This window comes from Nostoc sp. (genome assembly GCF_036917455.1).
Classification (GTDB): Bacteria; Cyanobacteriota; Cyanobacteriia; order Cyanobacteriales; family Nostocaceae; genus Nostoc.
In genome coordinates this window covers 16,644-41,326 of record NZ_JBALDK010000124.1, presented here as the reverse complement: position 1 = coordinate 41,326, position 24,683 = coordinate 16,644, and the positions used below count along the sequence as shown (strand labels likewise).

21 protein-coding genes are annotated in these 24,683 nt (G+C 42.2%); 11 read left to right on the top strand and 10 right to left on the bottom strand.

Annotated features, from left to right (window positions below; genetic code table 11):
* Positions 1-2 precede the first annotated feature (2 nt).
* The gene (locus V7K42_RS13205; RefSeq protein WP_334916807.1) at positions 3-359 is read left to right on the top strand and encodes a hypothetical protein; all 357 of its coding nucleotides are present in this window, start codon (positions 3-5) and stop codon (positions 357-359) included.
* Here the strand turns inward: V7K42_RS13205 and V7K42_RS13200 are convergent.
* Positions 342-1,151 carry an NACHT domain-containing protein gene (locus V7K42_RS13200; RefSeq protein WP_334916805.1) on the bottom strand — a complete coding sequence of 270 codons (810 nt, stop codon included), beginning with the start codon at positions 1,149-1,151 and terminating at the stop codon, positions 342-344. The two genes, V7K42_RS13205 and V7K42_RS13200, sit on opposite strands and share 18 nt — an antisense overlap.
* Positions 1,152-1,611: 460 nt before the next feature.
* Here V7K42_RS13200 and V7K42_RS13195 point away from each other — a divergent pair, with 460 nt between their 5' ends.
* Together V7K42_RS13195 and V7K42_RS13190 are read left to right on the top strand one after the other, a co-directional pair.
* Entirely contained in the window at positions 1,612-2,730 is a 1,119-nt protein-coding gene (locus tag V7K42_RS13195; RefSeq protein ID WP_334916803.1) for a hybrid sensor histidine kinase/response regulator, read from the top strand.
* 194 nt (positions 2,731-2,924) lie between these two features.
* Positions 2,925-4,307 (top strand): aldehyde dehydrogenase, encoded by a 1,383-nt coding sequence (locus tag V7K42_RS13190; RefSeq protein ID WP_334916801.1) that lies wholly within the window; start codon positions 2,925-2,927, stop codon positions 4,305-4,307.
* Positions 4,308-4,455: 148 nt separating this feature from the next.
* Here V7K42_RS13190 and V7K42_RS13185 read toward each other — a convergent pair whose 3' ends face one another.
* The 3 genes from V7K42_RS13185 to V7K42_RS13175 all read right to left on the bottom strand — a co-directional run bounded on the left by V7K42_RS13185 (position 4,456) and on the right by V7K42_RS13175 (position 6,279).
* Entirely contained in the window at positions 4,456-5,061 is a 606-nt protein-coding gene (locus tag V7K42_RS13185; RefSeq protein ID WP_334916799.1) for a sulfite oxidase-like oxidoreductase, read from the bottom strand.
* 394 nt (positions 5,062-5,455) lie between these two features.
* On the bottom strand, positions 5,456-5,629 hold the full coding sequence (rpmF, locus tag V7K42_RS13180; RefSeq protein WP_094328804.1) for a 50S ribosomal protein L32: 174 nt from the start codon (positions 5,627-5,629) through the stop codon (positions 5,456-5,458).
* 167 nt (positions 5,630-5,796) lie between these two features.
* Positions 5,797-6,279, bottom strand: a complete 483-nt coding sequence (locus V7K42_RS13175; RefSeq protein ID WP_334916797.1) for a hypothetical protein — start codon at positions 6,277-6,279, stop codon at positions 5,797-5,799.
* A gap of 199 nt (positions 6,280-6,478) precedes the next feature.
* On the opposite strand from V7K42_RS13175, the gene V7K42_RS13170 reads away from it, so the two are divergent.
* Entirely contained in the window at positions 6,479-8,353 is a 1,875-nt protein-coding gene (locus V7K42_RS13170) for a caspase family protein (protein WP_334916796.1), read from the top strand.
* 90 nt (positions 8,354-8,443) lie between these two features.
* Here V7K42_RS13170 and V7K42_RS13165 read toward each other — a convergent pair whose 3' ends face one another.
* Positions 8,444-8,821 carry a Mo-dependent nitrogenase C-terminal domain-containing protein gene (locus V7K42_RS13165; RefSeq protein WP_334916794.1) on the bottom strand — a complete coding sequence of 126 codons (378 nt, stop codon included), beginning with the start codon at positions 8,819-8,821 and terminating at the stop codon, positions 8,444-8,446.
* A gap of 520 nt (positions 8,822-9,341) precedes the next feature.
* On the opposite strand from V7K42_RS13165, the gene V7K42_RS13160 reads away from it, so the two are divergent.
* On the top strand, positions 9,342-9,956 hold the full coding sequence (locus V7K42_RS13160; RefSeq protein WP_334916792.1) for a hypothetical protein: 615 nt from the start codon (positions 9,342-9,344) through the stop codon (positions 9,954-9,956).
* 186 nt (positions 9,957-10,142) lie between these two features.
* Here V7K42_RS13160 and V7K42_RS13155 read toward each other — a convergent pair whose 3' ends face one another.
* The 3 genes from V7K42_RS13155 to V7K42_RS13145 form a co-directional block, all read right to left on the bottom strand.
* The gene (locus V7K42_RS13155) at positions 10,143-11,915 is read right to left on the bottom strand and encodes a ribonuclease J (protein WP_094328810.1); all 1,773 of its coding nucleotides are present in this window, start codon (positions 11,913-11,915) and stop codon (positions 10,143-10,145) included.
* Positions 11,916-12,195: 280 nt separating this feature from the next.
* Complete coding sequence (gene dapA, locus V7K42_RS13150; RefSeq protein WP_334916790.1) at positions 12,196-13,080, bottom strand: 4-hydroxy-tetrahydrodipicolinate synthase; 885 nt, start codon at positions 13,078-13,080, stop codon at positions 12,196-12,198.
* A gap of 134 nt (positions 13,081-13,214) precedes the next feature.
* Positions 13,215-14,258: an aspartate-semialdehyde dehydrogenase gene (locus V7K42_RS13145; protein ID WP_334916788.1), complete on the bottom strand. Its 1,044-nt coding sequence runs from the start codon at positions 14,256-14,258 to the stop codon at positions 13,215-13,217.
* A gap of 887 nt (positions 14,259-15,145) precedes the next feature.
* Here V7K42_RS13145 and tig point away from each other — a divergent pair.
* The 4 genes from tig (at position 15,146) to V7K42_RS13125 (ending at position 19,947) form a co-directional block, all read left to right on the top strand.
* A complete protein-coding gene (gene tig / locus V7K42_RS13140; RefSeq protein ID WP_334916786.1) occupies positions 15,146-16,579 on the top strand; it encodes a trigger factor in 1,434 nt (477 codons plus the stop codon).
* Between the two features lie 308 nt (positions 16,580-16,887).
* Entirely contained in the window at positions 16,888-17,586 is a 699-nt protein-coding gene (gene clpP / locus V7K42_RS13135; protein ID WP_334916784.1) for an ATP-dependent Clp endopeptidase proteolytic subunit ClpP, read from the top strand.
* Positions 17,587-17,595: 9 nt separating this feature from the next.
* Entirely contained in the window at positions 17,596-18,936 is a 1,341-nt protein-coding gene (gene clpX / locus V7K42_RS13130; protein WP_323234302.1) for an ATP-dependent protease ATP-binding subunit ClpX, read from the top strand.
* 90 nt (positions 18,937-19,026) lie between these two features.
* A complete protein-coding gene (locus V7K42_RS13125; protein ID WP_334916779.1) occupies positions 19,027-19,947 on the top strand; it encodes an alpha/beta fold hydrolase in 921 nt (306 codons plus the stop codon).
* A gap of 14 nt (positions 19,948-19,961) precedes the next feature.
* On the opposite strand, the gene V7K42_RS13120 is transcribed toward V7K42_RS13125, so the two are convergent.
* Positions 19,962-21,158 (bottom strand): FAD-dependent oxidoreductase, encoded by a 1,197-nt coding sequence (locus tag V7K42_RS13120; RefSeq protein WP_334916777.1) that lies wholly within the window; start codon positions 21,156-21,158, stop codon positions 19,962-19,964.
* A 120-nt stretch (positions 21,159-21,278) separates the two neighbouring features.
* A complete protein-coding gene (locus V7K42_RS13115; protein WP_334916775.1) occupies positions 21,279-22,262 on the bottom strand; it encodes a GntR family transcriptional regulator in 984 nt (327 codons plus the stop codon).
* 258 nt (positions 22,263-22,520) lie between these two features.
* Here V7K42_RS13115 and V7K42_RS13110 point away from each other — a divergent pair, with 258 nt between their 5' ends.
* Complete coding sequence (locus V7K42_RS13110; RefSeq protein WP_334916773.1) at positions 22,521-23,261, top strand: dienelactone hydrolase family protein; 741 nt, start codon at positions 22,521-22,523, stop codon at positions 23,259-23,261.
* 121 nt (positions 23,262-23,382) lie between these two features.
* Positions 23,383-24,285 carry a S1 RNA-binding domain-containing protein gene (locus V7K42_RS13105; protein ID WP_334916771.1) on the top strand — a complete coding sequence of 301 codons (903 nt, stop codon included), beginning with the start codon at positions 23,383-23,385 and terminating at the stop codon, positions 24,283-24,285.
* Positions 24,286-24,683: the final 398 nt, after the last annotated feature.

The window sequence follows — 24,683 nt, the reverse complement described above, 5'->3', positions numbered from 1 at the left end:
TCATGACCGAGCAACTTACTGATTACGATAGTCCTTGGAAAGAAGTCATTGAGCTATATTTTCCCCGCTTTTTAGAATTCTTTTTCATCCAAGCTTATGCCGAAATCGACTGGGTGCGACCTTATGAATTTCTGGACACAGAACTGCAACAGCTAGAACCAGATGCAGAAATTGGGCGGCGTTTGGTTGATAAAGTCGCAAAAGTTTTGCTACTGGATGGAGAAGAAGCTTGGGTATTGGTTCATGTGGAAGTCCAAGGGCAATATGACAGCCAATTTGCCGAACGGATATACACATATAATTACCGCTTATTTGACCGTCATAAAAAGCGAGTCATTAGTTTAGCAGTGTCTCAATAGTTTGTCTGCTTTGAAGCTGACATTCTTTACTCCAAAACCTGACAATTGTTGAGCAACATATTTCAACACATCTGGCTGTTTGGGTGCTTCTGAGAAATTCTTAAGGGTGATAAATAAGGGAACTCGGTTTGTTAAATACTCTCCTTCAATGCACTGCATCGCCAAATACTTTGAAAATGTCGTCTTACCTGCTCCGGGTTTTCCCAAAACCATCAGCTTATTGTAGCGTTGCACCACTTCCAGCCCCGATATTCGCTTCTCTGTTACTCGGATGAGTCCAAAGTGATCAAAGTGTTCTGGATTAAAGTTTTGCAATAGTTCAGGGATATCTAGTCGCCTACGTCCTGTAATTTTCTCTAGAATGTTGACGTTGGTATAGATACCTCGCTCTCCAGTTAACTCAATCAGTTGAGGCATATCCAACACGCGCATGGTTCCACATTTTTCTTTAATGCTGGGTTTAACCTTTTCGCAGATTTCTTGAACTACAGCATCAATATCATTTTCTGAAATCTCAGCAGTTGAGCTACCAGAAGGTTTCTGCTGAGAATATCGCTTTTGTAGATACTCCCGCAAACGGGTTTCTTTCACAGGCCCGCTGCCACTGATACTGAATTTTTTGTAAATACCTGTCAAGCAACTACTTAGATTGCTCTCAGAGATGTGAAACGCTTGTGTAACTTCAACTCGGCTCTTGCTATTACCAAATATTTCCAGAAAAACTGCCTTTTCTCTATTTGACAATTCGCTGTATTGCTCTAGTTGTGTAAAGAAGTCTTTTGGTAGCGACATATACCTATTGTAAAATCGGCTTCAAGTTCAGTTTAGCGTGCCCTGTGTTTCAAGCGAATTACGGCAAGTCATGAGATGTCAAGACAAGTCACTACAAGTCAAATAAATAACTACAAAACAAAATTGCGACATTGAATTCAGTCAAGCAACTGAGGCGATCGCAATGTTAGAAATATTAATCACTCTGATTCTCAAGAAATCTATTGAAGTTATCCTAGTGCTATTGCTGAAAAAAAATTTGGGCATGGCTGCTGAGGGATGAAAGCTTTCAATGTCTCAACCACTTTCTGAAAATGCAGATTCTCATACTCTATCTTGATTGGATTTTGCTCAAAACATCTCTAAAGTCTCGGACTGAGCCAACAAAAGAGAAGGATTCACACACATATAGCTAGACAAATTGTTACAAATACAGCTAGCCTTATCAAAAATTTACTTTTACCCCGTACCTTGCATCTATATGACTTCACAATCTTCTCGCTCTGACAAAATTCTGGTTGTTGATGACTCTCCTGATAATGTGTTTTTGATTAAAACTATTTTGGAAGAAGAAGGTTACACGATTAGCACCGCAGAAAATGGTATTTCGGCTTTAGCAGAATTGAAAGCTTCTCCTTGTGATTTGGTTCTGCTGGATCTAATGATGCCAGGTATGGACGGGTACGAAGTCACTAAACATATTCGTGGAGAGATGAAATTGCCGCAATACATCCCCATATTGCTAATAACTGCCCACGATGCGCCCAACGTCGCCCACGGATTAGACTTGGGGGCTGATGATTTTATCCGCAAACCTGTAACAGTAGATGAATTGCTGGCACGAGTGCGATCGCTCTTACGTTTGAAGCATAGTATGGATGAACGTGATAAAATTGCCCGTCAGCGAGAAGATTTTGTCTCCCGTCTCACCCATGATTTACGCACTCCCTTAGTGGCGGCCGATCGCATGTTGATGCTATTTCAACAAGGTGCATTGGGGACATTATCACCGCAAATGCACGAAGTAATCACCATCATGGCCCGTAGTAATATCAACCTGCTTACTATGGTCAATACCTTATTAGAAGTTTATCGTTTTGAAGCTGGTCGCAAAAGCTTGGCATTTCAACCAGTTAATCTGGGACGTTTGCTAGAGGAGGTGACTGGAGAATTAGCACCTCTTGCTCAAGATAAAAAACTGTCGCTAAATTTAGATTTTACTGAAGAGTCAAACACAGTGATGGGCGATCGCTTAGAATTACATCGTCTATTTACAAACCTTATCGGCAATGCAATCAAATTTACCGATTCCGGGTCTGTGACTATTCGTTTCACTTCTCAACATCAGTTCACATCTGAAAAACCCAATTCCGTTGAATATATTAGCATTGAGATCGCGGATACTGGCCCAGGTATTCCCAGTGAAGAACAAGCCACCATATTTGAACGATTTCGTCAAGGTAGTCACAAGAGTTCTGGTAGTGGCTTAGGACTCTACCTTGCTCGTCGAATTGTCGAAGCACATCAAGGCATTATTTTGCTGAATTCTGAGTTGGGCAAAGGTAGTGCATTTATTGTCCTTTTACCCACCACAACATGAGAAAATTAGCAATTATAATTTATGAATTACGGAGTATTTTATCCTGATATTTCATAAATTATAACTTTACTAATATCTACCAAGAATTGAAAGTAAATACTCCAATTAGCAAGTCAAACACTAAAAATTGACGGATTCAATCCTCTGAGATAGCAGCACTACATTAAAAAAATAGTTTTTTAGGGTACAAAACAATGATTACCACTGAATTATCTAAGATTGGCGATATTATCCAGAATCAGCGAGAGTTTTTTGAAACAGGTAAAACTAAAGATGTCGCTTTTCGCATTGAACAACTTAAAAATCTCAAGAAAGCAATAATTGAGCATGAACAAGCAATAGTAGAGGCATTGCACGCAGATTTACATAAACCACAATTGGAGACTTACCTTACAGAAATAGGCGTAGTTAAAGAAATTGATTATGCTATAAAACATCTCAATACCTGGACTAAGCCTAAAAAAGCAGCCGTTTCCTTTGATTTTTTTTCTTACTCAGCGATGATTTATCCAGAACCGTTAGGGGTTGTTTTAATCATTGGCCCTTGGAACTATCCATTTCAGTTAATTATCTCACCGTTAGTAGGTGCGATCGCAGCCGGAAATTGTGCAATTATCAAACCTTCAGAAATTGCTTCTCACACGTCTGATGTCATTGCTAAAATTATTGCCAAACATTTTGACCCAGCTTATCTTGCAGTGGTTAAAGGAGGCGTGGAAGCAAGTCAAAAACTACTTGCAGAAAAGTTTGACCATATCTTTTTTACTGGTGGCACAGCCGTCGGCAAAATCATCATGGCAGCAGCAGCAAAATATCTCACACCAGTTACTTTAGAATTGGGTGGCAAAAGTCCTTGTATCGTCGATAGTGATATTAATCTTGAACACACTGTCAGACGAATTACTTGGGGCAAATTTATTAATGCTGGACAAACTTGTATCGCCCCTGACTATCTTTTAGTTAATCAAAAAATAAAAAAAGATTTAATAGATAGACTGAAAAAATGCCTAAAAGAGTTTTATGGTGATAATCCTGTAAGCAGTCCTGATTATGCTAGGATTATCAGTCAAAAACACTTTGATAGATTAGTTAATTTTCTCAAAGATGGTGAAGTTATCATCGGTGGAAAAAATCAACCTTCAGAGCTTTATATCGCTCCCACTGTGATTGATAATGTCTCTTTGAAAGATTCTGTAATGCAGGAAGAGATTTTTGGCCCCATTTTACCCATTATTGAATATACTGACATTGCCGAAGCGATCGCCTTGATTAACTCTAGACCTAAACCCTTGGCGTTATACTTATTTTCTCAAAATAAAAGCCTGCAAAAGCGAGTTTTGCAGGAAACTTCATCTGGTGGAGTCTGTATCAATGACACAGTGATGCAGGTTGGTGTCTCGTCTTTACCATTTGGTGGAGTCGGAGATAGCGGTATTGGCAACTATCACGGAAAAGCTAGTTTTGACACTTTTTCCCATAACAAAAGTGTATTACAAAACTCCTTCTGGCTCGATTTAAAATGGCGATACGCTCCTTATGAGGGCAAATTGCCGCTAATCAAGAAACTTCTGGGTTAAAAAATTTAGGAAGTTAGGAATAAAAATTTATAATTCCTAACTATGCCAATTTTAGATTTTGGGTCGCACCTTTGGTGTGCTTCTAGCGCAATTTGGATTGAAGGAAAAATCTAAAATTTAAAATCAAAAATTGAATAACTCCTAAATCTTAAAATCCAAAGGCATTGCTGTAACGCTCCTCAGCCCAGGGTTCACCACGGCGATGGTAGCCATTGCGCTCCCAAAAACCAAGTTCTTCACCAGCTAAAAACTCTAAACCATTAATCCACTTAGCACTTTTCCAAGCGTAGAGGTGGGGAACAACTAGCCGCATCGGGCCACCGTGTTCAGATAGAAGGTCTTCACCAAAGACTTTAAAGGCAAAGAAGTTTTCTTCACGGACAAAATCTTCTACAGAAATATTGGTAGTGTAGCCGCCATAGCAGTGTTCCATAATGTGGGCTACTTTCGGGTCTAGCTCAATCAGACCTATGAAATCTGTAACTTTAATGCCAGTCCATTTGACATCAAGCTTAGACCAGCGCGTTACACAGTGGAAGTCTGCTGTGAATTCGTGTTGAGGTAGCGCCATAAAGTCTGACCAACTAAAGGTAGCAGGTTTTGACAGACCCCAAACTCGAAACTCCCATTCTTCAGTGCTGACTTGGGGAGTTGCACCGTAAGTTAATACGGGGAAACCTTTAGCCAAGTGTTGACCAGGAGGGACACGTTCCCCCTCTTCTTTCCCTGGTTTGTGAAAAAATTTTCCTTGCATAGTTGGAGAAAACTTATTTTTCTCAAGGTATTTACAAGCTTTTTTGCTGAGTTGCCTACAGTACTAGATGTTTTACTTTTTATATGGTTACTTTATTATCACTCACTAACATAATTACTAATTCGTAATTCGTAATTCGTAATTAAAAACCGGGTTCGAGTCCCTGACTTCTATGGGTTCTAAATTTTCATCCATAACCTAATTACGAATTAGTAATTATGAATTATTAGGTAATGGGTAATGGATCTTCCCAATTACTCACTACCAATTTTTATTGATTTAATGAGCTTGTGTAGAGTATCTATAATTCAAAATGCAATCAGGAAAGCTAATAAAAAGCGTTTATCCAGTGGTAAGAAGATTGGTGCTGTTTATGCTTTACCTGACTGGGAAATTATGATTCTTCTTCCTCTTCTTCAGCCGCTGGATACACAAATGTAGAACGTCCAGTCAAAATTGACTTACCCAGAGAGAGGGCTTTCTGAGCTTCGACGACGGCTTTGTGCCTCCAGGTAGCTCGACGTTTATCTCGTTTTGATTTGGAAGTTTTCTTCTTAGGAACAGCCATGTCAGCAGATATCGTGATTCTTGACAACCTTCTTATTCTAGGCCATTCACTGACGCGAAGAACAACAGGTAAATTGAATTGATCGGTTGAGACTGAAGTAGGACACGAGAACAGAGGGAATTTTTTGAGTATTTCACTCTTTGCGTCTCCGTGCCTAGCTCAACCCGTCATTTTTTGGTTGACACACCGCTAGCTGCTGTAGAGGTATTGTCAAAGAAAAGTAGCGATCGCGCCGTTTTAAAGTAAGTAGCCCAATTTTGAGCATCGGGACGCGATCGCCATTGGGGACGACTCACATCTAACGCCAGAACTGGTGCGATCGCTCCATAATTTTGTACGGAGATAATTATTGAAACATCTGTCACCAAGATATCTTGATCGAAACTCCTCTGAGCAGCTGCCCTAGCGGCCGCTTCCGCCCTCCTGAGAACGGTTTCATAGTTTTCTTCTGGTAGGCGGTCAATAGCTAGATCGACTCTAGCGGTGTAAGCTCGCACAACCTGGGGTGCGATCGCTTCTGTCAAAAACCACGCAGGAATAGTAGATCCAAGCAAAATTAATAAAGGAATTATCCGGATTTGTCTGGTAATTTGGCTAATAACTGAAAAGGGAGCGATCGATGATGGTAGGTGAGCAGCAATCTTGCTCATGACCTTCTATCTCCTTAGTAACGATCTGTTATTGAAATTAGGTAAAAGGTATTTTCCGACTAACTAACGTAATAAAAATTACATTTTAACTTAAGATTCGCTGAGAATCACCTAGACTACAAGACATAGGTTAGCTTTGTTTTTTTGGCAAAGCCAACCGCAATTTTAAGACCACTTACAATAACTGACAAAGAGCGGGATGGCAAATTACTGGGCGATCGCGATTGGCATCAATCACTATCAGTTATTTCAACCTTTAAGTTGTGCCCAAGCGGATGCTGAGGCACTAGAGGATTTTTTGGTGACAGAGGCAGGCTTTATCCCCAAACATTGCCTGCTAATGACGGATACTTCGCCGCCAATTGGAGATAGATCGACTTATCCGACTAAAGAGAATATTCTGCTGCTACTTGAGGATTTGGCAGCGACAAGTTGGCAACCAGAAGACTATCTGTGGTTATTCTTCAGCGGTTATGGAGTCAACTACAAGGGCAAAGATTACTTAATGCCAGCAGAGGGCAATCCCGAACTGGTACAAGAGACTGGCATAGAATTGCGATCGCTAATGCAAAGTCTCCAAATTGCTGATTTGAATGTATTGCTACTACTTGATATCAACCGCGCTTTTGGCACTCAAGCGGATGCTCCTGTTGGTGAAGAAACAATAGAACTAGCTCAAGAACTACAACTTGCGACAATTCTTTCTTGTCAACCAGAGCAATTTTCCCACGAAAGTAGCGAATTAGGTCACGGATTCTTTACAGCAGCGTTGTTAGAAGCTTTGCGTTCTGGTAATGGCAGCAACTTGTCAGATTTAGAAAGCTATCTAAGCCTGATCGTGCCAAAATTATGTCACCACCACTGGCGGCCTGTCCAAAACCCTGCCGCAATCATCCCATCCAGGGTGCAGGTAATCTTGCCAGAATTGGCAATAGAAAGTGTTTTTGAACCAGAATCGGTGATTTATCCAGAAGAATCTTTTGCTGTCGCCCTTGCAGCCCCTGCTCTCGATGATTACCCTAGAACTTCCGCAGAACGGGGCAGATGGGGAGAAGCTACTGTAAACTCCTCCCAGCAAGTAAAGGCTCACAAGGTTGAGAAGCCTAAAAGTCAACCAGTCCAGGAGTCAGCTACTAGCTTAGTTTCCCAGCCAATGGCGGAAACTTCTTTAGGAGGGAATCCGAGGGGAAGATTTATCCCCAATTCTGCCAAAGGTTACGTCTCTCGATTGCCATCGAATCAGCCAAGTATCCCTTTTTGGAAACAGTTTATCTTGTGGGGCGGAGGCAGCTTGCTGGTAGCAGGTTTAATTGCTGTAGTTTTTCTCCGCAATCAAGAAACTTTTAGAATTAAGCAAATATCAAGCACATCGCCAAATGCTGACGATCGCCAGATTATCGAGAATTTACCAAACGATCGCACCCCAATAGTTAGACTTAACAACCAATCTAGCGCCCAAATAACCTCTAATTCCGAGTCTAAAAAGCGGAATCAAGCAGTATTAGACCTAGCAAAAATGTCGCTCAGACAAACTCAGGCTAGCGATTTGAGCGTGGCGATCGCTACAGCCCGGAAAATTAAACCCGGTGAACCACTATACGAACAAGCTCAGGAGAATATTAAGATTTGGAGTCGAATGATTTTAGATTTAGCAGAGGGTCGTGCTAAACAGAGACAGTATGCTGCTGCTATTGCTGCCGCTCGATTAATCGCCAAAGATGAAGCCCCCTACGCCAAAGCACAAGCAGCAATTAACCTGTGGCGGTTAGAGGGCAAGCAGTATGTGAGTAACAAAACTCTTTTAGATGCAGCTAATGGCTTAATTAAGTCTGGACAGGCATCTACCTACAATCGGGCGATCGAAGTTGCCAAGAAAGTACCCGCAGGTCAACCAGGCTTTGATAGTGCCCAAAAATCGATCAATAAATGGAGTGAGAAAATTTTAGACCTGGCCAAGCGTCGCGCCACCGAAGGTGATCGCAATGCGGCGATTGCGACTGCTACTTTAGTGCCAGAAGAAACAGGCGCTTACGAAGACGCTCAAGATGCCATCCAAAAATGGCAAAAGAAATAATAAAAAAATAGTAAAAAATAGCAGGGAGCTAGGAGTTAGGAGTTATATTATTGATCCCTGAACCATTACTCCTAATTCCTAACTTTTCCTTCAACAGTACTGTGATACATCTTCGCCGCATTCATCGGCTAGATAGCACAGCGCTCGGAAACGTAAACCAACCACTTCGTCATATAAGGGGTTGAGTTTGCACATTGGCGGAATGTGAAACAAGGTTTTCCCAAATACTTTGACATCTCGCTCAAAGGGGCACTGAGATGGGATTAGTTTACATAAACGGTGAGCTAGTTGGCGATCGCTGACTTGAATGTTTTCTACACGCTGCCGTAAAGGTCGGAGAATATCCCAGCAAGGCTTAGAAATGGAACGGTTTAGCTGGGTTACTTTGTGTTGACTAGTCTCTGCTTGATTGATTGATACCCAGCTAGCCAGAAAAATCTTTTTTGTGGTATTGTCGAATACCTTCATGGTTTATCCTCTGTATTATTGAGGTTATTCACCTTTTTGATGAATATATACAACGTGGCAACGAACTTTCCCGGAAAAATCGCGTCCTGACTGCGATATAATGTAATACCTGATTAGCCACTTAAGTCAGAACCTAATTTATTACTACGTCAAGTTAATCGCAATTTTCTGGGGATCGGTAGTGTAATATTACGATCTTGTTCATAACTTGACATAATTTAGATTTTAGTAAAGACATCAGTCATTGGATAGGTTTTAGTGTAACATTTACAGAACTTAATATAGGGTCTCTCTAAAAGTTTTTTTGCTAAGTATAAACATCAGTAATACCCTAGAAGGCATTTTTCCGCTCAGTGTTCCCACTTTCTCACGTAAGTGTGTCTTGTTCATTGCTGACTAAATACGGTAGAAATAGTGATTTTTGATCGAGTAGAATCGATTGCATTTCACAAAACTTAGGTTAGTAGTAGTGATTTTAGAATGATAGAGTCTAAAGTATTAAAATCAGATGAACTTGCTTATGGGTGTTTCCGTACTCTACAGCGCAATTCCTCCTTCTAGTCCGCTGTACGCACGCCTTCAACGTGAAAAGGCACTCAGCATCCTTGTAGTTTATCTTTTCCCCTATGGCTGCGGTATTTTCCGCTTTTTTGAGATTGATCCTGAAGAGATTAATGAAATCCTTGCAGATGTTATCGAAACACACCAAGAGACTTTTGGATCTGAGCTAGAAGCAGATCGGGTAATCGCTGAATTACGGTCTGAGTTAAGGCTGACTCGTCAAGCCTATCCAGGGATTGAAGATAGAAGAGCATCACTAGAAAAAACATCTGTTGAGATTGAGAAACGTTTCTCACAGGAGCTATCGAGAAGAAAGTTTGCGAATGCTGATGAGATTATTGAAAAGCTCATGTTTGGAGATCAAACCCTTGCTCCAACTCTGTTGTCAACAGAGGAGTCATTGGGACTTATATCCCGTGAGCTAGTCAGTGAAGGGGCCAGCATTTTTCAACAGATCGATCCTGAAACACTGTTTACAAGAAATGAATGGTGTTTTGAAGACTTTGAGCGGTGGAGAAATCTGTATCTTTTAACAGCCGAGAAAAATGAGGAGATATTGGTTGCAGTTGCTTGAGGCGACAGCAACCTAACAAGTTAGATTCCTATGCCGTGTTGAATATTGCAAGATTTAGGCGATCGCCTCCAATAACTATAGGCAAATACTATACCCATAATAAAAGACCCTATCTCACGCCAAAGCGCAAAGACGTTTAGAAAAACTCTGCGTCTTTGCGCCTCTTTGTTAAATTATTATCTTGCCCTATGATGCTACTTGAGCAGCAGTCCGAGTCCGTCGTCTTCTGCCATCGGCAACTTTTACAGGTGGCTCATCAGGAATTTGCATCAACAAAGTCACAGATGGCTGACATTGCAATTCCCGCCGGATGGAACGTTGCAATTCTCGTTCTAAAGTTCCTTGCAATCCACCCCAGTCAATATCTGCTGCTTCACCTTGCTCAGGAGCAAATTCTGTCCAGCGCACAGTGAGGATTTCTTCAATCCGTTGTTTTACCCAAGTTTGTAGCAGCGATCGCTCTACACTTGTAACTACACCCCGGAGGTGAGTTTCTGGTTTGGCTAACAGTTTACCATTCCAATCAATGGCAGCTGCAATGGTAATAATGCCTTCTGAAGCCATGCGTTGCCGTTCTTGTAAAACTTTGGAACTTACCATACCCGAACTGGTAGTATCCACCAATTCAATACCAGATGGCACTTTACCAGCGACGCGAATGGCATCTTCAGTCAGTTCGACAATATCACCATTCTGGATAATAATCATATTTTCTGCGGGAATGCCCATACTCTGAGCCGTTTCTGCGTGCTTCACTAGCATCCGATGTTCGCCGTGAAATGGCACAAAGAATTTGGGTCGAGTTAAGGCAATCATCAACTTTTGTTCTTCCTGACAGCCGTGACCGGAGACGTGAATCCCTTTATCCCTTCCATAGACCACTTTTGCACCTTGAATCATTAATTTATCAATGGTGTTGACTACAGCGATCGTATTTCCGGGAATTGGGTTAGCAGAGAATACTACCGTATCTCCTTCGCGGATTTTGATGTGAGGGTGTTCTTTGTTGGCGATGCGGGTCATTGCTGCCATCGTTTCACCCTGAGAACCTGTAGTTAAAATTAGTACTCTTTCATCAGGTAGATTGCGGACTGCGTGCAATGGTTGCAGCAGATTATCTTCACACTTGATGTAACCTAAATTACGGGCATGAGCAATCAAATTCAGCATGGATCGCCCCACAATCGTCACTACACGGTTTTGCTTTTTGGCGATATCCAAAATCATGTTGATGCGATGGACGCTAGAAGCAAAGGTTGTGACGAATAATCGTCCAGTGGCTTGACTAAATACTCTCTCCAGATTGGGATAAACTGAACGTTCTGAAGGTGTAAATCCTGGTGTCTCGGCGTTAGTGGAATCACTTAGCAAACAAAGAACACCTTTTTCACCATGTTCTGCTAAACGTTGCAAATCAAATTTTTCCCCATCTACTGGGGTATGATCGATTTTAAAATCCCCTGTGTGAATGACTACACCAAGGGGAGTATGAATGGCAACAGTGAAACTATCAGCAATGGAGTGGGTGTTACGGATATATTCCACTAAAAAGTTTTTGCCAATTCGGACTACATCACGTGGTAGAACTGTTCTAATTTCTGTGCGATCGCGGACTCCTGCTTCTTCTAATTTACCCTCTAACATTGCCATTGCTAGTCTGGGGCCATAAATCACCGGGATATCAAATTGCTTGAGATGAAAAGCAATTCCACCGATATGGTCTTCATGACCATGAGTCACGATCATTCCTTTAATTTTGTGGCGATTTTCCCGCAGATAGGTCGTATCTGGTAAAACAATATTTACTCCATGCATCGCCTCTGTGGGAAAAGCCAATCCTGCATCTAACAGGATAATTTCATCGTCATACTCAAAAAGACAGGTATTTTTCCCAATTTCGTGTAAACCGCCCAAAGGAATAATTTTCAAGGCGGAATTATTAGCTTCGTTTTTAGCCATTTTCTCCTGAGATTGTTACTTGTGGTTAATTAAGTTGATAGTTAACTTTCCTTGTATTTAAGACAGCATCATCTGTCTTTTAAGTCAGTCTGAAAGCAATCAAGTTTTAATTGAAATTCTCAATTTTTTATTCAATAAAATCGACTGTATACTCAAGGATTCATAGTATATATATCAGTCCTAGCACAGGTTTTTAAATTACAACTTATGAACAATTATGGTCATTGTTTATATGTATCTTTAAAAAGTAGTAGTTCGGCAACGCTTAACCAGATGGTGGCTAGATTAAACTAAGTTCTTTCAGAACCGCTTCTAGCTTTTGACTTACTTCTAAATCAGCTTCACATAGCGGCGGACGAGTTGAACCAACTTCCCAACCTTGAAGTTTCAGTGCTTTTTTCACTGGAATGGGATTTGAAGTCAGAAATAAAGCTTTAAACAACGGGAAGAGTTGGAGATGAATGTCGCTTGCTATCTCAATTTTTCCTGCAATAAAAGCTTGGATCATCTGCTGTAGTTGGTTTCCTACAAGATGAGAAGCCACACTAACCACACCCTTTGCCCCGATCGCTAACAAGGGCAAAGTCATGTAATCATCACCAGAATAGATGTGGAATTCTTTTGGTGTCAAGCGACGAATTTCGCTTGCCTGATCTATGTTACCAGTGGATTCTTTAATCCCAACAATATTACTAACCTTCGCTAACCGGGCAACTGTTTCTGGCTGAAGGTTTTGTCCGGTACGACCTGGGACATTGTATAACAACAATGGTAAGTCGGGACAGGCTTGTGCTATTGCCTGAAAGTGCGCTTCCAATCCCGCTTGTGGCGGTTTGTTGTAATAAGGAACAACTTGTAAGGAACCATGTACTCCTATCTTAGACGCTTTTTGAGTGGCAGCGATCGCTTCTTTGGTGGAATTTGAACCACAACCTGCGATTACCTTGGCTTTTCCTGCCACGGACTGCAATACCTCGACAAACAACTGGTATTCCTCATCCCAAGTCAGGGTAGGGGATTCTCCGGTTGTGCCGCACACCACCAATGTATCTGTACCGTTGTTAGCTAGATGCGCTGCCAATTTTGCCGCTACACCATAATCTACACTACCGTCTGCTTTAAACGGCGTAATCATAGCGGTTAAAACATTACCAAAATCTCCCACCCCGTTTTCACTCCTGATTACCCATGTTTTTGTATCTTGGTGGTTTCTTATTTGTAATAACCTATCTGCAAATTGCTTTCAACAGTGATTTGCACATTTGGTCTTTTTCATTAGTTATTTCTTCTTACTAATGACTAGCTTGAAACGTAAGCTTTAGCAGATGTGAGTAGATTTTTTTCTACCAGTAACTCGGCGATTTGTATTGCATTCAGTGCTGCGCCTTTGCGGATTTGGTCGCCGCATAACCATAATTCCAAGCCACAAGGATGAGAAATATCCTGACGGATTCTTCCCACTAATACTTCATCTTTACCAGTTGCTTCAATTGGCATCGGAAAATGATTAGTTTCCCAATCTTCTACCAATTTCACTCCAGGGGAGGAATTTAAAATTTCTCTGGCTTCCTCTGCACTAAAGGGAGTCTCAAATTCTAAGTTAATGGCTTCTGAATGGGCGCGGAGTACGGGAACCCGTATACAGGTTGCAGTAATTCTAATTTGCTGCGTGCCAAATATTTTCCGGGTTTCGTTGACCATTTTCATTTCTTCCTCACAATAACCCAAATCGTTTAATGGTGAGTTATGCGGGAATAAATTAAATGCCAGTGGGTAAGGCAATACCTCAGCAACTGGCGGCTGTCCTTGTAGTATAGCGCTTGTTTGGGTTTTGACTTCTGCCATTGCTCTAGCACCAGCACCACTAGCAGATTGGTAGGTTGAAGCCACGATGCGTTGTACTGGTTTAACTTTATGCAATGGCCATACTGCCACAGCCATTAAAATTGTTGTGCAGTTGGGGTTAGCAATAATGCCTTGATGATTAACTGCGGCTTGGGAATTCACCTCTGGCACTATTAAGGGAACTTCTGGGTTCATCCGAAAGGCACTGGAGTTGTCAATTACCACTGCGCCCTTTTGTACGGCAACTGCTGCCCAAGTTTTAGATGTGGAACCGCCCGCACTAGCTAATACTATATCGACATTTTCAAAAGCGCGATCGCTCACTGCCTCTATTGGGATATTTTCACCTTTAAACTGGAGCGATCGCCCTATACTCCGCTCTGATGCCAATAATTTCAAGTCAGCAATCGGGAAATTACGGCTTTCTAATAACTCCAGCAACTCTGTGCCAACAGCACCAGTCGCTCCCAAAATAGCCAAACGATAGGATTTCGACAAACTTGCTCCTCCTTTAAGAGACTTATCTGCAATTCTTTGGAATAATTGACAATTTGTTTATATTTAAATAGCGATCGCAGTCTTAAAAAAATTTGATAATAGATTTAGATTTCTCTCTAATTTAGTTTATCTTCTTACAGATTTAATAGATAATTTATTTGTTTTGTTATTTAAATTAAGTGAATTAATGTTGCATTTGACAACTGCCATCCCATTTCTTTCATTTACATTTATCTAAACTAGATTATTGTATTATACAACAAAGCAAAAGCGCAATTTACCAGAAAACTTCTAGATATATCTGCACTTAGCTGTTTTATCTGCTATAAGGTGAGTTGCCAGGATGATGAATGTATTATGATGCAAATGTTATAAAATCGGCAAACCATTGAAAAATTAATCTATGTAGCTAGGCAGCAGATTTGCTCCTTGACCACAAGATAGGTAAACTCAATGCTATAACTTTGAAGTACTAAACTAGTGGCTGAAAACCAGGATATCACGGTGTTAGCCCACCGAATCATTAATTCCTGACTTTGCTTTCCAGTACTAAATTCAGACTCACTGAAGATTATGGACTGGAGAATAGGGATAAAAATCTTCTAAATTCGCAATGATTCAGCAATTATTACAAATATTAGGCAAGAAACCCCGGACGCTCTTGGCCCTTGGAATGTCAATAATTGTTATGACGGTAAATTGTCAAGTCCTTGGTCATTGGCAGTAAACTGGATCTTTGTGCCAGGACACACCATCCATCCTTGGATGTCATGAAGCCTTGTGACAACCTCCCATCCTCCCTAAGAGACATCAAGCCATAAACGCGAACAATTATTGCGTCTTGTATGTACTAGGAGATTAAAATACCAGAAAACTAGAGACGAAGCATGAAAGTTACCCAGGAAAAACTTCCCGCCAGCCAAATTGGCCTGGAAATAGAGATTACGCCGGAAATTACCAAGCAAACTTACGAACAGGTCATTAAAAACTTAGCGAGTACTGCCAATATTCCTGGGTTTCGTAAAGGCAAGGTACCTCGGCCGATATTACTACAAAGGCTGGGTACGACTCGTATCAAGGCAGCAGCGCTGGAAGAACTAATTCAAGATGGCATTGAGCAAGCAGTTAAACAAGAAGCTATCCCGGCCATAGGTCAGCCGCAATTGCGCTCCTCTTTTGAGGATTTGATTCAGAATTATGAACCTGGAAAACCTCTGACGATTTCGGCTGCTGTCGATGTAGAACCAGAAGTAAATCTAGTGCAGTACACTGATTTGCTTTTCCAAGCCGAAGAAGTCAAGTACGATCCAGAACAAGTGGAGAGTACCCTCGACAAGGAACGTCAAGAATTAGCGACATTGATTCCTGTGGAAGGACGTGCAGCCCAAATCGGCGATGTTGCTGTAGTCGATTTTAAAGGTTCATTCGCCAAAGCTGAGGGCGAAGACGAAGCAGCAGAACTAGAACCGATTCCGGGAGCCGAAGCGACTGATTTTCAAGTTGAGTTGCAGGAAGATAAGTTTATTCCGGGCTTTATTTCGGGAATAGTAGGGATGAATCCTGAAGAAACCAGAGAAATTGCGGCGCAGTTTCCAGATCCGTATGCTAATGAAGATTTAGCTGGAAAAGCGGCAACTTTCACTGTGACGCTCAAAGAAATAAAGGAAAAGGAACTACCAGAAATAAATGACGATTTTGCCCAGGAAATCAGCGATTTTGAGACCTTAGAGGAGTTACGCGCTTCTTTGGTAGAGCGATATCAAAAAGAGGCGGATGACAAAACAAAAACAAATAAGCAGGAAGCTTTGTTAACGGAACTGCTTAAGCATGTAGAAGTTGACTTACCACTAACCTTGGTTGAGCAAGAAGTGGATGCAATGCTAACCCAAACAGCAATGCGGCTGTCTCAGCAGGGATTGGATGTAAGGAAGTTGTTTACTCAAGATATTATTCCTCAGTTGCGGGAGCGATCGCGTACTGAAGCCATTGAACGTATCAAACGTTCCTTATCCTTACGGGAAGTCGGTAAACGCGAATCCATCGAGGTAACACCAGAAGAAATCGCAGCCAGAGTCAAAGAACTTTTGGAACAGTACTCAGAGGAGCAGGATGTTGATGAAGATAGATTACGCTCAATCGTGGAAAACGAACTACTAACCGAAAAAACCATTGATTGGCTCTTAGAACATTCATCTGTTGAACTTGTACCCGAAGGTTCCTTGAGTCTCGCCGAGGAAGAGGAAGCCGCAGAATCCGATGGTGAGGCTGATGTACCTCAGACAGAGGAAGACAACAGCGAAGCTTCCACAGAAGTCACATAAGAAAAATCCCACAGCCATAAGTTCACCAGTCCTGAGTTCAAGTACTGGTGAAATGGGTAAGGTAAGAGAGGAGGGAGCAGGTAGAAAATAACCAATTCCCACTTGGATAAAGTCAAAATAATTTAAAGAATTAATGAATATTTGGCAAATTGTGACACATGTTATGGACTGAGCTTGATACTGTGTTACACGAGAGGAAGTTATATGAGGCATAATGGTTAACACGTAGCTATAAAAATCCCATTCATCGAAAAGGCAGCATTTGCTGCTGAAACATCTGTCCTAAATTATCGTCACAGAAAGCCTGTATGTTTGTATCGCAGTCGGGAAACTACCCCATCAGCAACCAAAGTCGAGTAAACATTAACTCCCAGTTGAACAGCCCTAGCAACATCGTGCCGATGGTGGTAGAACAGTCTGGTATGGGAGAAAGGGCTTTCGACATCTACTCCCGCCTGCTGCGAGAGCGGATTATATTTTTGGGAACACCAATAGATGATGTCGTAGCCAACTCAATTGTGGCTCAATTGTTATTCCTAGATGCCGAAGACTCAGAGAAAGACATTCAAATGTATGTTAATTCTCCTGGCGGCTCGGTCTACGCAGGGATGGCAATCTATGATACAATACAGCAAATTCGCCCTGATGTTGTTACCATCTGTTTTGGATTAGCCGCGAGCATGGGGGCATTTTTGTTGACAGCAGGGGCTGCCGGTAAGCGAATGTCTCTGCCCGACTCCCGGATTATGATTCACCAACCACTTGGTGGCGCTCAAGGTCAAGCCATTGACATTGAAATTCAAGCCAGAGAAATTCTTTATGTTAAGGGTAAGTTGAATCAGTTAATGGCTCATCACACTGGTCAACCCTTAGAAAGAATTGAAGCAGATACTGAGCGCGACTTTTTCATGTCGGCAGAAGAGGCGAAAAACTACGGTTTGATCGATCAGGTCATTTCCAGGCAAAATCTTCCCACAGCAGGGGAAAACGTCACCATTCTGAAATAAGAGGCTGGTATGTCTAAGTACGACTCCCATTTAAAATGTTCGTTTTGCGGCAAGTCTCAAGAGCAGGTGCGTAAATTAATCGCAGGGCCGGGAGTCTACATCTGCGATGAATGCGTTGACTTGTGTAATGAAATACTAGACGAAGAGTTACTCGATACCAATGGTGCAGCAGCACAACCTGCACCAAGAGCAGAACCACCTCAAAAACGACGGACTCAATCTTCTAGTATTTCGTTTAATCAAATACCCAAGCCAAGAGAGATTAAAAAGTATCTAGACGAACACGTTATCGGTCAAGACGAAGCCAAAAAAGTGCTGTCAGTAGCCGTTTACAATCACTACAAACGGTTGGCGGTTATTCAGTCTAAAGGCAATGGCAAAGGTGGGGCAGATGATGCTGTAGAACTGCAAAAGTCCAACATTTTGTTAATTGGCCCGACTGGTTGCGGCAAAACTCTTTTAGCGCAAACCCTAGCAAAAATTCTGGATGTCCCCTTTGCCGTCGCTGATGCCACAACGCTGACGGAAGCAGGCTATGTGGGCGAAGATGTAGAAAATATCTTGCTGCGACTGTTGCAAGTGGCAGATTTGGATATAGAAGAAGCGCAACGAGGAATTATCTACATTGATGAAATTGACAAAATTGCTCGCAAGAGTGAGAACCCGTCAATTACCCGCGATGTTTCTGGCGAAGGCGTGCAGCAAGCCTTGCTGAAAATGTTAGAGGGAACGATCGCCAATGTACCACCCCAAGGTGGGCGCAAGCATCCTTATCAAGACTGTATACAGATTGATACAAGCAATATTTTGTTCGTCTGTGGTGGTGCTTTCGTAGGCTTAGAAAAGGTTGTGGATCAGAGAGTTGGCAAAAAAGCAATAGGCTTTGTGCAACCTGGAGAAGGCCAAACGAAGGAAAAACGGGCAGCAGATACTCTCCGCCATTTAGCGCCAGACGATCTAGTAAAATTTGGCATGATTCCAGAATTTATTGGGCGCGTGCCAATGGTAGCAGTAGTAGATCCGTTAGATGAAGAAGCGCTGATGGCGATTCTCACCCAACCACGCAGCGCCTTAGTCAAGCAGTACCAAAAACTGCTGAAGATGGATAATGTCCAGTTAGATTTTAAACCAGAAGCTTTACGAGCGATCGCTCAAGAAGCCTACCGCCGTAAAACTGGTGCAAGAGCGCTGCGGGGCATTGTCGAAGAACTTATGCTGGATGTCATGTATGAGTTACCATCTCGTAAAGATGTGACACGTTGTACAGTAACACGGGAGATGGTCGAGAAGCGATCGACTGCCGAACTGATAATCCATCCATCTTCACTACCTAAGCCAGAATCTGCTTAATAGTCATTAGTCATTGGTCATTGGTCAAAAACTAAGGAATAATAACCATGTACAAATGACTAATGACAACTGACAAAGGACAAATGACTAATGCCTTATATTAAAGTTCGTGGCGTTGAGCATTACTACGAATGGGTGAAAAAACCATCTGGCTCTTTGGCAAAACCAGCGATGGTTTTCATGCACGGTTGGGCTGGTTCGGCTAGGTATTGGCAAAATACCGCTAATGCTTTATCAGAGCAATTTGATTGTTTACTCTACGATTTGCGAGGATTTGGCCGTTCTGGTGGTAAGCCAACCATAGCCCAAGCAAGTGAAGCTGTTGCTGAGTCTGAGTCCCTGCAAGAAGAATCAGAGGCAATCAGAGAGTTGACTTATGAATTAGAAGAATACGCCGATGATTTGGCAGCTTTGTTAGATGGGTTGCATCTTCAGCGCGTCTATATCAATGCTCACTCAATGGGCGCTTCTGTTGCCGCTTTATTTTTTAATCGCTATCCCCAACGAGTGGAACGAGGAATTCTAACCTGTAGCGGTATTTTTGAGTACGACGAAAAATCTTTTAGTGCCTTTCATAAATTCGGTGGCTATGTAGTGAAATTCCGTCCCAAGTGGTTAAGCAAAATTCCATTTGTTGACCGGATGTTTATGGCGAGATTTTTATATAGTTCAATACCACATTCTGAGCGTCAAGCTTTTTTAGAAGATTTTCTCGAAGCAGATTACGATGCAGCTTTAGGGACAATTTTTACTTCCGTTAGTAAGGCTCAATCTGAAGTGATGCCGCTTGAGTTTGCCAAGCTGACAGTGCCGACTCTGCTCGTAGCGGGGGAGTATGACAAAATTATTCCAGCCGAGATGGGGCAAAAAGCAGCTGCACTGAATGACAAAGTGGAATTTGTGATGATTCCCAACACAGCCCATTTCCCGATGTTGGAAGATGCTCCAACTTATATGAAATTGGTGCAAGAGTTTTTGCAAATTAATACCCCACAGCCACAAGTTAGATAACTTCTGGCGGTTTTTTAGACAGTTAAATGAACCTGTGTGATCCCTTGACGCATTTTATATTGTCGCGTTAACCAAGACTTTTTAATTGCTTTACTGAGCAAAGGAGTAAGTTTAATCAACAGCGATCGCAGCAGTGCATTTTTTCGCAGTAGTTCGCCTTGTTTAGCTTCCGCTAACTGGAGTTGTTGGGCGCGGATAATTTCTGGCTGACGTTCTGCTTGGATGTGCGATAGTGCCATATCAATGTCTTGGTGTTCGGCTTCTTTGTGCAACAACGGCACAAGATGATTAGCAGCGACAATGACATCACGGAATGCTAGATTAATTCCTTGAGCGCGGACAGGAGACATTGGGTGTGCAGCGTCACCGAGAAGTAATACTCCTGGTGCGTGCCATCGTGGACAATAACCAACCACAACAGAAAGCCGAATGGGAGATTCGATGGTGTCTGCATAATTACGGAAATGCTCTGCTAACCATGAGGGTGATAGTGAGGCAAAAATCTCTGCCCAGTTTGCTTGCTTAGAGTCAGTGTTTTCGGTTGCGGACATCACCCAAGCTAGATGCAGTTTTCCTGATTCTGCTCCATGAAAAATGGTAAATACGCGATCGCCATTTACAATAGTACGAAACACATTATCGGCTGCAAACTCAGGGCTAGCGGCAAGCTTAAACCAGAGAATATCAATATTTTTAGGCTGGCGGACTAATTCTAATCCTATGCGTTGCCGTACAAGAGAATTCCGACCATCTGCCCCAATTACTAAGTCAGCAGTAAGTTCTCTGCCATCGCTCAGTATTACACCTGCGACACGTTCATTACTCCAGCGTAAATCTTTGACGGGAACACCCTGGATAAATTCAAACCCATCCTTGGTTTGAGCTTCCGAAATCAGTGCTTTGAGTAGCGGTGGTTGTGAAACCAGTGTACAGGGTCGGGTTGCTCCCATTGGTTCTTCGACTCGAAACAATTGTTTTCCTCCCAGGATGAATTCCCATGCGTCGAGTTGTCGATGGGGAATATGCTCCAACAATGCTGATAGACCCATTTGGTCTAGTGCATCTAACCCACTGGGCATTAATCCTTCACCGCGAAAAACACGATGCAAGTCTTTTGCTGCTTCAATTAACGTTATAGAAATACCGCGTTGTGCAAGGAGGAGGGCAAGGGTTGCACCTGTTGGGCCTGCGCCTACAATTACAATTTGCATTACGTTAGCCCTGCTGTATTAGTTGTTCTCAAAGGTGTTCTACACTAACTAGTTTCAGAATAATGAACCACAGAGGCGCAGAGAAATGAGAGTTTGAGAGATATTTTACGTAAGTTGTAATTAACTCAAACCCAGTTCTCGTTTTAGTAAGTTAATCGAGTTAGTGCCGATATAATTTTCAACCTTAATCAGCTTTGGTGGACGAATAATATCTTCATCAGATGCTTGCACGGCTGCTTGCACTGCCGCAAAACTGGCTTGATCGCTGATGATTACTTCAGCTCGTTTAACCATTGCTTGAAGTTTATAGGCATCTTTTGGTTGCGAAGTCATCACAAGTAGTTCATCTCCTCGCAGACCGTGGAGGATGACTTCTGCTGCGCGTGCAATACCGGAACTGAGGCTAACTATACCTACACAGTTTTCTTTTGGTAGGGTTTTCAAGAGGCTGAGTTCTTTGCTGTAGTCGTAGATATCCAGGGGAATTACCCGTGCAGCTTTCGGGGCGGCGATCGCTTCCACGTTACTGATAAAATATCGACTTGTGACTACTGTCGCAGAGGTAGTTTTATCTAAGACTGCTGTTAATTCTTCCATTGCTACCAACTGGACTGGGATTTTTAGCGATCGCTCTAATTCATAGACCATCAATTCACCAGCACCCATGTCATAGGATGGCACTGCAACTAGTACCCGCGCACTACAACGCAAGCGCCAGTCAATTTCCGCTAAAAATAGCTCTCTGGCTTGATTGAGCGAACATCCTTGGGTAAGCAGATCGTCAAGTGCTTTCTGGACAACTTGATATGCATCAGGATTTTGTTTGAGAATTGGTGATTGCAGCCTACTACCGCCTTCATGACCTTGGGGACGAACATAAATGCCCGAACCAGCCATACTTTCAACAAATCCGTCTTCCTCCAGTTGACGGTAAACTTTGCTAATGGTATTACGGTGTAATCCAGTTTGCATTGCCAGCGCCCGTGTGCTTGGCAATTTGTAAGCAGGGGGATATTGCCGGGAAGCGATCGCAAATCGGATTTGATTAAACAGCTGGGTTGATGCGGGAATTTCGCTGTCTGGCTGAATACGGAATTGAATCATCACCAAACCTCCTGAATACTAAGTGCTGAGTTTTGAGTTTTGAGTATTAAGTGTTGCTTTTATACCCAGCACTCCTTTTGTGACCAGCTGTATTTGCTACATATCAAATATTTGATTTACATATAAAATTTTTTGGGTAAAAATTTTGACTGCGCTCACTATGGTAATTGATAATTTTATTGAAAATAACTTGGACATACTGGCATAGTTATATCAAACAAACACACCGTTAATCACATAACACTGGTAAAAATTATTATGACAGAGCAAGCAATAATTACCACAACGGTTAATCTTTTGCAAGATAATATTCAAGTGTCTGCTTATGTAGCAGAACCAAAAGAACCTGGATCGTACCCAGGAGTCGTAGTATTACAAGAGATTTTTGGTGTCAACGTTCACATTCGGGATGTTACAGAACGGATTGCCAAACTTGGGTATGTAGCGATCGCACCTGCACTTTTTCAACGCACTGCTCCTGGCTTTGAAACCGGATACACGCCCGAAGATATTAAAATCGGCAGAGATTATGCCGCGCAAACTCAAGCATCGGAGTTATTGAGCGATATTCAATCAGCAATTGACTACCTCAAAAATCTGCCCCAAGTCAAAAAAGATGGCTTTGGCTGTATTGGCTTCTGCTTTGGCGGTCATGTGGCATATCTTGCAGCCACCTTACCAGATATTAAAGCTACAGCTTCCTTCTACGGTGCTGGAATTGCCACTCGCACACCAGGAGGTGGCGCACCCACACTCAGCCGCACCAGAGAAATTCCAGGTACTGTCTATGCCTTCTTTGGTAAAGAAGATGCTAGCATTCCACCCGAACAAGTAGATGAGATTGAAAAAGAGTTAGAAAAATATAAAATTCCTCATCGTGTGTTTCGTTACGATGGAGCTGATCACGGATTTTTCTGCGACCTTCGTGCCAGTTATAATCCTAAAGCGGCAACCGATGCTTGGGAGCAGGTAAAACAACTTTTTGGTCAACTGAACTAAAAACTGTGCAACCAAGTTCGTCATTGGTCATTAGTGATTTGTAAAGGACAACTGACAAATGACAAATGGCAATCTAAACTTCAATGACATTAGCTCAAATAAAAATTAATCTTCAAAAGTCATGAATTCCGAATCGAAACTTTCTCAAACAGCCAATTCGTCATTTACAATGGACGATTTTGCCAAAGCACTAGAAAAACACGACTACCAGTTTCAAAAGGGACAGGTTGTACATGGCAAAGTGTTCCAACTTGACCATGATGGAGCCTATGTTGATATTGGTGGTAAGTCGTCAGCTTTTCTGCCGCGCGATGAGGCTTCTTTGAGAGCAGTTACCGATTTATCGGAGGTGCTGCCATTGCAAGAAGAAATGCAGTTTTTGATTATTCGAGATCAGGATGCAGAAGGTCAAGTCACCCTTTCTCGCAAGCAGTTAGAAATTCAGCACATCTGGGAACGATTGGCCGAAATGCAGGAAAATGCTCAGACTGTGCAAGTACGGGTTATGGGTGTGAATAAAGGTGGTGTCACCGTCGATATTCTTTCTTTGCGGGGGTTTATTCCGCGATCGCACCTGGCAGAGCGTGATAACTTAGAAGCACTCAAAGGTCAAAATCTGACCGTGGGCTTTTTGGAAATTAATAAAAACACCAACAAACTCATCCTTTCTCAACGTTTAGCAACTCGTTCTAGCAACTTCAGCTTATTAGAACTAGGTCAACTAGTAGAAGGCAAAGTTACTGGCATCAAACCTTTTGGTGTGTTTGTTGATTTAAATGGTATGGGGGCTTTGCTTCATATTAAGCAGGTAAGTCAAAAATTCATTGATTCTTTGGAGAAGGTTTTTAAAGTTGGTCAGCCAATTAAAGCTGTAATTATTGACTTGGATGAGGGTAAAGGGCGGGTTGCTCTTTCTACCAGAGTTTTGGAAAACTTCCCTGGTGAAGTGCTAGAAAATATGGATGAGGTAATGGCTTCGGCTGAGGCGCGTGCTAATAGGGCTAATAATAAAGCTTCTGAATAGTTTTGAAGTGGACTGTTTGCATAAAGTATAATAATGCGTCACTGATAGCGCCCAAAAATTGATCAATAATCCAAATTGTGGGTTATTTTCTTAATTCCCCTGTATCTACAAAGATATGGGGGATTTTAAATTGGGAAAACTTTTACTTTTCTTTATCTTTATCTAATGCTTCCTGGATTGCACGACGGCACAATTCTGGAGGCTCATCCTTTGTAGATAGCTCTTCCTTCATCGTTTTGGTAATGCGTAGGTTAATCCTTTCTGTTAATGATTCTTCTCTATTGGTATTTGAACTCTCCCCTGCTCCTCTGCTCCTCTGCTCCCCTGCCCATCCTTCCCTGCTCCCTTGCTCAAGCCCAGGCTTAATCGAGATATGGTGAGAAATCCGGGTAAAACTA

Coding starts and splice junctions, on each gene's coding strand:
- V7K42_RS13205 (WP_334916807.1), top strand. CDS start 3: ATGACCGAGCAACTTACTGATTACGATAGTCCTTGGAAAGAAGTCATT.
- V7K42_RS13200 (WP_334916805.1), bottom strand. CDS start 1,151: ATGTCGCTACCAAAAGACTTCTTTACACAACTAGAGCAATACAGCGAA.
- V7K42_RS13195 (WP_334916803.1), top strand. CDS start 1,612: ATGACTTCACAATCTTCTCGCTCTGACAAAATTCTGGTTGTTGATGAC.
- V7K42_RS13190 (WP_334916801.1), top strand. CDS start 2,925: ATGATTACCACTGAATTATCTAAGATTGGCGATATTATCCAGAATCAG.
- V7K42_RS13185 (WP_334916799.1), bottom strand. CDS start 5,061: ATGCAAGGAAAATTTTTTCACAAACCAGGGAAAGAAGAGGGGGAACGT.
- rpmF (WP_094328804.1), bottom strand. CDS start 5,629: ATGGCTGTTCCTAAGAAGAAAACTTCCAAATCAAAACGAGATAAACGT.
- V7K42_RS13175 (WP_334916797.1), bottom strand. CDS start 6,279: ATGAGCAAGATTGCTGCTCACCTACCATCATCGATCGCTCCCTTTTCA.
- V7K42_RS13170 (WP_334916796.1), top strand. CDS start 6,479: ATGGCAAATTACTGGGCGATCGCGATTGGCATCAATCACTATCAGTTA.
- V7K42_RS13165 (WP_334916794.1), bottom strand. CDS start 8,821: ATGAAGGTATTCGACAATACCACAAAAAAGATTTTTCTGGCTAGCTGG.
- V7K42_RS13160 (WP_334916792.1), top strand. CDS start 9,342: ATGGGTGTTTCCGTACTCTACAGCGCAATTCCTCCTTCTAGTCCGCTG.
- V7K42_RS13155 (WP_094328810.1), bottom strand. CDS start 11,915: ATGGCTAAAAACGAAGCTAATAATTCCGCCTTGAAAATTATTCCTTTG.
- tig (WP_334916786.1), top strand. CDS start 15,146: ATGAAAGTTACCCAGGAAAAACTTCCCGCCAGCCAAATTGGCCTGGAA.
- clpP (WP_334916784.1), top strand. CDS start 16,888: ATGTTTGTATCGCAGTCGGGAAACTACCCCATCAGCAACCAAAGTCGA.
- clpX (WP_323234302.1), top strand. CDS start 17,596: ATGTCTAAGTACGACTCCCATTTAAAATGTTCGTTTTGCGGCAAGTCT.
- V7K42_RS13125 (WP_334916779.1), top strand. CDS start 19,027: ATGCCTTATATTAAAGTTCGTGGCGTTGAGCATTACTACGAATGGGTG.
- V7K42_RS13120 (WP_334916777.1), bottom strand. CDS start 21,158: ATGCAAATTGTAATTGTAGGCGCAGGCCCAACAGGTGCAACCCTTGCC.
- V7K42_RS13115 (WP_334916775.1), bottom strand. CDS start 22,262: ATGATTCAATTCCGTATTCAGCCAGACAGCGAAATTCCCGCATCAACC.
- V7K42_RS13110 (WP_334916773.1), top strand. CDS start 22,521: ATGACAGAGCAAGCAATAATTACCACAACGGTTAATCTTTTGCAAGAT.
- V7K42_RS13105 (WP_334916771.1), top strand. CDS start 23,383: ATGAATTCCGAATCGAAACTTTCTCAAACAGCCAATTCGTCATTTACA.